Here is an 8,763-nt window from a genome sequence, read left to right on the forward strand (position 1 = left end):
GAAAACTCACCGCGGGGACAACGGTCCCGGGTTGCGCTGCGCTCCACCCGGGCTACGTGAGATCAGGTCCCTCCGAGCTTGGCCTCCAGCGCTGCGATCCGCGCCTTCAGCGCCTCGTTCTCCTCGCGCGCCAGGCGGGCCATGTCCTTCACCGCCTCGAACTCCTCGCGCCGGACGACATCGAGGTCGCGCAGGACGCGTTCGGCCTGGTTGCGCATGACCGAGTCGACTTCGCGCTTGACGCCCTGGGCGGCGCCGGCGGCATCGTTCATGAGGCGGCCGATCTCGTCAAAAAACCGGTTCGTGGTCTGGGTCATCTGGCTCTCCGCACTCCCTAAGGCGATCAAGACAATGGCAATCAAAGGCGCGTGGTTCAAGGCCGCAAATGACCCATGATGCCGCTTGCCTTGTCATGCTCCGGTTTCCTTGCAATCGTACTCAACGCTTAGGAATAGAGAATCGCTAACCGAGAAACGCCCATGATCGACCAGCAGATCGATATTCCGACCAAAGACGGCAAGATCACCACTTTCATCACCCATCCCGAGCGCGGCGGCCCGTTTCCGGTGATCATCTTCTACATGGATGCGCCGGCGATCCGCGAAGAGCTGCGCGACATGGCGCGCCGGCTCGGTACGTCCGGCTACTATGTGATGCTGCCGAACCTCTATTACCGCGCCGGCGTCATGGAGCTCGGGCCGATCAATCCCGACCCGGAATCGCCCGAACGCAAGCGCATGTTCGAATTGATGCAGTCGATCAACATTCCCGTGGTGATGGAAGACACCAAGGCCCTGCTCGCCTATGCAGAGGGCGAGGCCGCCGCGAATACGCGCATCGTCGGCACCGTCGGCTATTGCATGAGCGGGCGCTATGCGATCAACGCGGCGACGCATTTCCCCGATCGCGTGAAAGCCGCCGCCTCGGTCTACGGCACGCATCTGGCGACCGATCAGCCCGACAGTCCGCATCTGGCGGCCGAGAAGACCAAGGCCGAGCTCTATTTCGCCTGCGCCGAGACCGACATCTACGCGCCGATGGAGACCATCGAAAAAGTGCAGGCCGGCATGAAGGGATCGAGCAACGAGGTCGAGATCTATCCCGCCACCCATCACGGTTTTGCCTTCCCGAAGCGCCCGGTCTATCACCGCGACGCCGCCGAGCGGCACTGGGAGCGCCTGCTGGCGCTCTATCGCCGCAATCTGTCTGCATAGCCTGAGGCGCGATGCCCTTCCTCTTGATCGATTTCCCCGTGTTCGACCCGATCGCCATCTCGATCGGACCGATCGCGATCCGCTGGTACGCGCTCGCTTACATCTGCGGCATCGTGATCGGCTGGATCTACGCGCGGCAGATGATCAAGAACGAGAAATTGTGGGGCGGCCCCGCGCCGATCACGCTCACCCAGATGGACGACTTCATCCTCTGGGTCACGCTCGGCATCATCGTCGGCGGCCGCACCGGCTACGTGCTGTTCTACAACCTGCCGTTCTTCATTCAGCACCCCGCCGAGATCTTCGAACTCTGGAAGGGCGGCATGTCGTTCCATGGCGGCTTCCTCGGCTGCGTCGTCGCAGTGATGTGGTTTGCGCGCCGGAACAGCGTCCCGATCCTGTCGCTCGGCGACATGACCACTGCGGTCGCGCCAATCGGTTTGTTCCTCGGCCGGCTCGCCAATTTCATCAACAGCGAATTGTGGGGCCGGCCCGCCGATCCGAGCCTGCCCTGGGCGATGGTGTTTCCCACTGGGGGCCCGGTGCCCCGGCATCCGAGCCAGCTCTATGAAGCCGGGCTCGAGGGCATCCTCCTGTTCACGATCCTGGCGGTGATGATCCGGATGGGCGCCTTGAAGCGGCCCGGCCTCGTGCTCGGCAGCTTCATCTTGATCTACGGCATCGCCCGCATCATCGGCGAACACTTCCGCGAGCCCGATCCGCAGCTCGGCTTCCTGTGGGGCGGGTTAACCATGGGAATGCTGTTGTCGGTGCCGATGGTCATTGTCGGCATTATCATGGTTGTGATGGCTTGGCGCCGCAGGGCGCCACAGCCGCTACCGAGTTCGATTTAAGGCTGGATGTGACCGAAGTTTCGCCGCTGCTGTCCGAGATCAGGAAGCTGATCAAATCATCCGGCCCGATGCCGGTCTGGCGCTACATGGAATTGTGCCTGATGCATCCGGAGCACGGCTATTACGTGTCGCGCGACCCGCTGGGCCGCGAGGGCGATTTCACCACCGCGCCCGAGGTCAGCCAGATGTTTGGCGAGCTGCTGGGCCTGTGGTCGGCGTCGATCTGGCGCGCGATCGGTTCGCCGGAATTGCTGCGGCTGGTCGAGATTGGCCCCGGCCGCGGCACCATGATGGCGGACGCGCTGCGGGCGCTGCGGGTGCTGCCGCCGCTCTATCAGTCGCTCAGCGTCCATCTGGTCGAGATCAATCCGGTGCTGCGCGAGAAGCAGCGCGCAACCTTGGGCAATGTCCGCGACATCACCTGGCACGAGAGCATCGACGACGTGCCCGAGGGCCCGGCGGTGATCCTCGCCAACGAATATTTCGACGTACTGCCGATCCACCAGGTGGTGAGGCGCGAGATCGGCTGGCACGAGCGCGTGATCCAGCTCGACAGCAATGGCAAGCTCGCCTTCGGCACCGCGCCCGAGCCGATGCCGCGCTTCGACGTGCTGCTGCCGCCGCTGGTGCGCGCGGCTCCTTTAGGTGCGGTGTTCGAATGGCGGCCCGACACCGAGATCATGAAGCTCGCCCGCCGCGTGCGCGACCAGGACGGCGCGGCGCTGATCATCGACTATGGCCACATGCGCAGCGACGCCGGCGATACCTTCCAGGCCATCGCCCGCCACAGCTTCTCCGATCCGCTGAAGGACCCAGGCCAGGCCGATGTCACCGCCCATGTGGATTTCCAGGCGCTGGCACGCGCCGCCGAAGACGTCGGCGCACGCGTCCACGGCCCGGTGACGCAGGGTGAATTCCTAAAGCGGCTCGGCATCGAGGCGCGGGCCGCGGGATTGATGGCGAAGGCCACGCCCGAAATCGCGGACGAGATCGCCGGCGCACTGAAACGATTGACCGACAGCGGCCGCGGCGGCATGGGCTCGATGTTCAAGGCAATGGCGATCTCCCACCCGGAGCTCACCTCGATCGCGGGCCTGAGCGATCATCCAAACGACGCGGAACGTTCATGACCCTGGCCTCCCCGCTGCTCTCAGCCATTCCCGGCCTCCGCCATGCCTTTTTCTCGCGCGAAGGCGGCGTATCCGAGGGCATTTACGCCGGCCTCAATGGCGGCATCGGCTCCAATGACGCTGCCGATAATGTCGCGGAAAACCGCCGGCGCATGGCGGAGCGCTTGGGGGTCGGACCCGACCGCCTGCTGACGCTCTATCAGGTGCATTCCCCCGATGTCGTGGTCGCCACCACGCCGTGGGCGAGCGATGCGCGGCCGAAAGCCGACGCCATCGTCACCCGCACCGAGAACCTTGCGATCGGCGTTACCGCAGCCGATTGCGGGCCGATCCTGTTCGTCGATCCCAATGCGCGCGTGATCGGCGCGGCGCATGCCGGCTGGAAGGGCGCGCTGACTGGCGTGCTGGAATCGACCGTCGAGGCGATGGAAAGGCTCGGCGCCGACCGCAGCGGCATCGTCGCCGCGATCGGGCCTTTGATCCGCCAACACTCCTATGAAGTGGGGCCCGAATTCGTCGCGCGATTTCTGGAGGCTGACGCGGACAACGCCCTCTTCTTCCTGCCCGGCGAACGCGAAGGACACGCGATGTTCGACCTCGGCGGTTACATCCGGATGCGGCTGGAGAATGCCGGTATCCTGATGATCGACGACATCGGTATCGACACCTATTCCGACGAACGCTTCTATAGCTACCGCCGCTCGGTGCATCGGAAAGAGGGCGATTATGGCCGCCACGTTCACGCCATCGCCCTGGAAAAATAACCGCTTCCGGCGGAAGTACTTAAACTTCAAAGAAAATTTCGATCAGCGCCTGGAATCTATCGAACCGGCGCCGGGGCCTCGCCGCCCTAGACCTTAACGTATTTTAACGATATCGGGGTGATGATGAGCGACACCATCGTCACCCTTTCCCGAATTGCGCGCGCCGCGTTGGCCGCAACGTTGCTGATTGCGGCTTGCGCGCTCGGCGGCTGCGCCAATGGCGGCGCGGCGAGCAATGCCTATGCGATGGCGGGGAGCGGCGGCAATGGATCGACAATCGCGTTCGAATCGATCGACGGCCCGCCGCCGCAGGTGTTCGACCGCATGGTGGGTGTGCTGGACAGCGAATCCAAACTCCGCGACCTCGCGATCGTCTCGCGCGAAGGCGCGGCCGCCTACCGCGTGCGCGGCTATCTCTCGGCGCAAGTCGTGCGCGGCAAGACCGTCATCGCCTGGGTCTGGGACGTCTATGATGCCAACCAGCAGCGCGCCCTGCGACTCTCCGGCGAAGAACCGGCCGGCAAGTCCGGCCGTGACGCCTGGGCTGCCGCCGACGACCTGGTCCTGCGCAAGATCGCACAAGCCGGCTTGAGCGGCCTCAGCACCATGATCAATGGCGGCCCGACCGATGCGCCTGCGCCGGCCTCCACGCCCAGCCGGCAGGGACCCGCGGTCGCGAGCGCGCCCGCACCGGAAGAATCCGGGGTCGTGGCGCTCGGCTACAGCGCTAACTAAACGTTCGGGATAGTCAAAAAGCTGTCATTTTTTGGCCGGGATAACGGGTGTGACGGGTTGCCGCTGCCCCCCTCGCCTGATATCTCGTCGCGCATCGAAACCCGCCGGTTCTGTAGGTACTTGAGATGTTGGACATGGTATCGAGCAAACCTCGGGGAGAAGCGTCCATGTCGGCCAAGAACGGCGCGATCAAGCTGGTAGCTGGCAATTCCAATCCCGTGCTGGCACAAGAGATCGCCGACGGGCTCGGGATGTCCCTGACCAAGGCGGTGGTCCGGCGCTTCGCCGATATGGAGATCTTCGTCGAGATCCAGGAAAACGTCCGCGGCTCCGATGTCTTCATCCTGCAGTCGACCTCGTTCCCGGCCAACGACCACCTGATGGAACTCCTGATCATCACCGACGCGCTGCGCCGGGCTTCCGCCCGCCGCATCACGGCGGTCGTGCCCTATTTCGGCTATGCGCGGCAGGATCGTAAGTCAGGCTCGCGTACCCCGATCTCGGCGAAACTGGTCGCCAACCTGATCACCCATGCCGGCGCCGACCGGGTGATGACGCTCGACCTGCATGCCGGCCAGATCCAGGGCTTCTTCGACATCCCGACCGACAATCTCTACGCTTCGCCGGTGATGGTGCGCGATATCCGCGAGCGCTTCGCGCTGAGCAATGTGATGGTGGTGTCGCCCGACGTCGGCGGCGTGGTCCGCGCGCGCGGCCTCGCCAAGCGCATCAACACGCCGCTCGCCATCATCGACAAGCGCCGTGAGCGGCCGGGCGAGTCCGAAGTGATGAACGTGATCGGCGATGTCGCCGGCTACACCTGCATCCTCGTCGACGACATCGTGGATTCCGGCGGCACGCTGGTGAATGCGGCCGACGCCCTGATCGCCAACGGCGCCAAGGAAGTGTTCGCCTATATCACCCATGGCGTCTTGTCCGGCGGCGCCGCGGCCCGCATCGCCTCGTCCAAGCTGAAAGAGCTCGTTATCACCGACTCGATCCTGCCGACCGAGGCGGTGAGGAATTCCGCCAACATCCGCACCCTCTCGATCGCCGGCCTGATCTCCGAGGCGATCGCCCGCACCGCCGCGGAAGAGTCGGTGTCGAGCCTGTTCGACTAGACATCCCCAAGCCTCGTCATTCCGGGGCGCGCGTCAGCGCGAGCCCGGAATCCATCTGACCACAGAAGACGCGGCCCAATGGATTCCGGGCCTGCGTGCTTCGCACGCATCCCGGAATGACGGCGGGTCGTTACCCCACGATCCCCGCGGCGACCTGGCCGCGCAGGCGCTCCAGGCTGTGCAGGGTGTTGGCGCAGGCTTCCGCGACCTCGACGCCCTTGATGGCGAAATGCTTGCGGAAGAAATCGTAATGCACCTCGGTCTCGTGGAACTGTTGCGGCGTCAGCACGGCCGAGAACACCGGCACCTCCGTGCGCAACTGCACGTCCATCAGCGCCTTGATCACGGTGTCGGCGACGAATTCGTGGCGGTAGATGCCGCCATCGACGACGAGGCCCGCGGCGACGATCGCCGTGTAGCGGCGCGTCTTGGCGAGGATCTGCGTGTGCAATGGAATCTCGAACGAGCCCGGCACCTCGAACACGTCGATATTGGTGACATGGCGCGCCTCCATCTCGGCGAGGAAGGCGATGCGGCATTCCTCCACCACGTCGCGGTGCCAGGACGATTGCACGAATGCAACCCGCTGCGGCTTGGCGAAACGCGGATGCGTGGGCGCCGGCGGCGGCTCTGATGTCGCCAGCGCGGCACCCGCGGGCGACTGGACTTCCTCGGCTTCGGGAGTTTGGACTTCGGCGTCTTGCAACATCTGATTCATGGCTTTCCTCTTTCAGGACCAGAATCAGGGCATACGGAAAACGACTGTAGCCACGCGCGATGGCGAGGCTGCCGCAACCGTTCTCTTTCATCCGGACTTTGACCGTCGGCTTCGGAATTGCACCGAATCTGCTGACCCTTCCTCCTGGGAGGAGAAAGGCGCTCGCGGGCTTGGGCCATCAGGCCCTTACCGCCGGTGGGGACTTTCACCCCGCCCTGAGAACATCGGCCGCCCGGAATGGACGACCTGCCCCAAAGCTATTGCCAAACCCACGGACGCGGCAAGCGCCTTGGCATGGCGAATCGGCATGTTCCCCATGTGCCCGGCGCGAGCCTTGACGACCGCTTGGCGACTCTCAGGTGCCCTCGCCCGGGCCGAAACGCGCGGAGCGCGTTAACGATTGCGACGATCGCGCAAATCCGATTCCGATTTGTTCTCGCGTTAATAATTGTGGCGGCGATGAGCTGTGGACGAGCACGCCTTTGGCTGTGGACGGACTCGGGGCCCGGTTGCGCGGATTCCGCAAATCACATCACTTCATCCTGGCAAGCCTCGGAGCGATCGGGAAGGCCACGGGGGCCTGCAGTCGGCAACCATGCGTTATCTGGTGCAGGCCGGCCTTCCGGATGCGTACCAAGAAAGTCAGAAGAACAAGGGTCGAGACGGCATGTCCCTCCTCGAAGGCATAATCGATTCCGAGAACCATCCACTTGCGGTGGTCGAAGACATTGCGGCCGATAACAACTGGGCGTTCGAGCGCGCTGGCGACGAGGTCACGATCGTCTCCAAAGGCGACTGGACCGACTATCAGCTCTCCTTCACCTGGATGAGCGAGATCGAGGCGCTGCATCTGGCGTGCGCCTTCGACATGAAGATTCCACCGGCGCGCCGTCCCGAAGCGCAGCGGCTGATCGCCGCCATCAACGAGCAATTGTGGATCGGCCATTTCGATCTCTGGACCCACACCGGCATGATCATGCATCGCCAGGCGCTGGTGCTGCCCGGCGGGTTGAACGCATCGACCGCGCAATGCGAGAGCATGCTGGTCGGCGCCATCCATGCCTGCGAGCGCTACTACCCGGCGTTTCAGTTCGTGGTGTGGGCCGGCAAGACCGCACAGGAGGCGATGAGCGCCGCGATGTTCGACACCGAGGGCGAGGCTTAAGGAACACGCCGCATCCGCGGAGTTGCCGTCGTCCCGGCCTTGAGCCGGGACCCATACCGCGTGATCTCGCCGTTTGAGCTAAAGCGCTTGTCGCGCGTCCTGCACCTTACTAAAACCGCCTGTGGTTATGGGTCCCGGCCTGCGCCGGGACGACAGTGGTGGCGCCCTTGAGCAACAACACCTTGCAAAATATCACCGGCACCGTCGCGCTTGCCGGCGCGGGCAAGATGGGTGGGGCGATGCTGACCGGCTGGCTCGCCGGAGGCCTCGATGCCTCGCGCGTCGCCGTGATCGACCCGCAGCCTTCGGCCGAGATCGGTGCGCTGGCCACCAAGGGCGTCCGTCTCAATCCCAAAGACGCAGGCCACGTCGACGCGCTGGTGGTCGCGGTCAAGCCGCAATCGTTCCGGGATGCCGGCGCCGCGCTCAAGTCGCTGGTCGCGCCATCGACGCTTGTCGTCTCGATCATGGCCGGAACCACCATCGCCTCGCTCGAGGAAGTCTGCGGCGGCGCGGTGGTGCGCGCGATGCCGAACACGCCGGCCTCGATCGGCCGCGGCATCACGGTCGCGGTCGCCGCTAACAATGTCAGCGCCGCGCAGCGTGCGACTGCGGATGCGCTGCTGCGCGCAACCGGCACGGTGGAATGGGTCGACGACGAGGGCCTGATGGACGCCGTGACCGCGGTCTCCGGCTCCGGTCCGGCCTATGTGTTCCTGCTCGCCGAAGAGCTCGCGCGCGCCGGTGTCGAGGCCGGATTGCCGGAAGACCTCGCCACCAAGCTGGCGCGCGCGACCGTCTCGGGCTCCGGCGAATTGCTGCACCGCTCGGACTTGCCGGCGGCGACCCTGCGTCAGAACGTCACCTCGCCCGGCGGCACCACCGCCGCTGCGCTGGACGTGCTGATGGCGACCGACGGGCTGCGCCCACTGATGATCCGCGCGATTGCAGCCGCGACAAAGCGATCGAAGGAATTGGCGAAGTAGCCAAGCTTTGTAGGGTGGGCAAAGCGCAGCGTGCCCACCATCACGAGCGGAACGTGGATGGTGGGCACGCTGCGCT

General features: G+C 64.8%; 10 protein-coding genes and 1 riboswitch. Of the genes, 8 read left to right on the top strand and 2 right to left on the bottom strand.

The window, feature by feature from the left end; all coding sequences use genetic code 11:
- Positions 1 to 62: 62 nt before the first annotated feature.
- The gene (locus CWO89_RS36680) at positions 63 to 317 is read right to left on the bottom strand and encodes an accessory factor UbiK family protein (RefSeq protein ID WP_130583256.1); all 255 of its coding nucleotides are present in this window, start codon (positions 315 to 317) and stop codon (positions 63 to 65) included.
- A gap of 162 nt (positions 318 to 479) precedes the next feature.
- On the opposite strand from CWO89_RS36680, the gene CWO89_RS36685 reads away from it, so the two are divergent.
- The 6 genes from CWO89_RS36685 to CWO89_RS36710 all read left to right on the top strand — a co-directional run bounded on the left by CWO89_RS36685 (position 480) and on the right by CWO89_RS36710 (position 5,818).
- On the top strand, positions 480 to 1,214 hold the full coding sequence (locus tag CWO89_RS36685; protein ID WP_130583257.1) for a dienelactone hydrolase family protein: 735 nt from the start codon (positions 480 to 482) through the stop codon (positions 1,212 to 1,214).
- Between the two features lie 11 nt (positions 1,215 to 1,225).
- The gene (lgt, locus tag CWO89_RS36690; protein ID WP_130583258.1) at positions 1,226 to 2,068 is read left to right on the top strand and encodes a prolipoprotein diacylglyceryl transferase; all 843 of its coding nucleotides are present in this window, start codon (positions 1,226 to 1,228) and stop codon (positions 2,066 to 2,068) included.
- Between the two features lie 8 nt (positions 2,069 to 2,076).
- On the top strand, positions 2,077 to 3,198 hold the full coding sequence (locus tag CWO89_RS36695; protein ID WP_130583259.1) for a class I SAM-dependent methyltransferase: 1,122 nt from the start codon (positions 2,077 to 2,079) through the stop codon (positions 3,196 to 3,198).
- The gene (gene pgeF, locus CWO89_RS36700) at positions 3,195 to 3,962 is read left to right on the top strand and encodes a peptidoglycan editing factor PgeF (protein ID WP_130583260.1); all 768 of its coding nucleotides are present in this window, start codon (positions 3,195 to 3,197) and stop codon (positions 3,960 to 3,962) included. Before CWO89_RS36695 ends, pgeF begins: the two co-directional genes overlap by 4 nt.
- A gap of 123 nt (positions 3,963 to 4,085) precedes the next feature.
- Entirely contained in the window at positions 4,086 to 4,697 is a 612-nt protein-coding gene (locus tag CWO89_RS36705) for a hypothetical protein (RefSeq protein WP_130583261.1), read from the top strand.
- Positions 4,698 to 4,864: 167 nt separating this feature from the next.
- The gene (locus CWO89_RS36710) at positions 4,865 to 5,818 is read left to right on the top strand and encodes a ribose-phosphate pyrophosphokinase (protein ID WP_165421479.1); all 954 of its coding nucleotides are present in this window, start codon (positions 4,865 to 4,867) and stop codon (positions 5,816 to 5,818) included.
- Between the two features lie 130 nt (positions 5,819 to 5,948).
- Here the strand turns inward: CWO89_RS36710 and CWO89_RS36715 are convergent, their stop codons facing one another.
- Entirely contained in the window at positions 5,949 to 6,536 is a 588-nt protein-coding gene (locus tag CWO89_RS36715) for a 6,7-dimethyl-8-ribityllumazine synthase (protein WP_130583263.1), read from the bottom strand.
- A 75-nt stretch (positions 6,537 to 6,611) separates the two neighbouring features.
- Positions 6,612 to 6,763, bottom strand: a riboswitch (FMN riboswitch).
- Between the two features lie 440 nt (positions 6,764 to 7,203).
- Between CWO89_RS36715 and CWO89_RS36720 the strand changes: the two genes are divergently transcribed.
- Positions 7,204 to 7,701, top strand: coding sequence for a type III secretion system chaperone family protein (locus tag CWO89_RS36720; RefSeq protein ID WP_130583264.1), 498 nt, complete (start codon positions 7,204 to 7,206; stop codon positions 7,699 to 7,701).
- 167 nt (positions 7,702 to 7,868) lie between these two features.
- Positions 7,869 to 8,687: a pyrroline-5-carboxylate reductase gene (gene proC, locus CWO89_RS36725; protein WP_130583265.1), complete on the top strand. Its 819-nt coding sequence runs from the start codon at positions 7,869 to 7,871 to the stop codon at positions 8,685 to 8,687.
- Positions 8,688 to 8,763: the final 76 nt, after the last annotated feature.

It is taken from the genome of Bradyrhizobium sp. Leo170, from assembly GCF_004296405.1.
Lineage (GTDB): Bacteria > Pseudomonadota > Alphaproteobacteria > Rhizobiales > Xanthobacteraceae > Bradyrhizobium.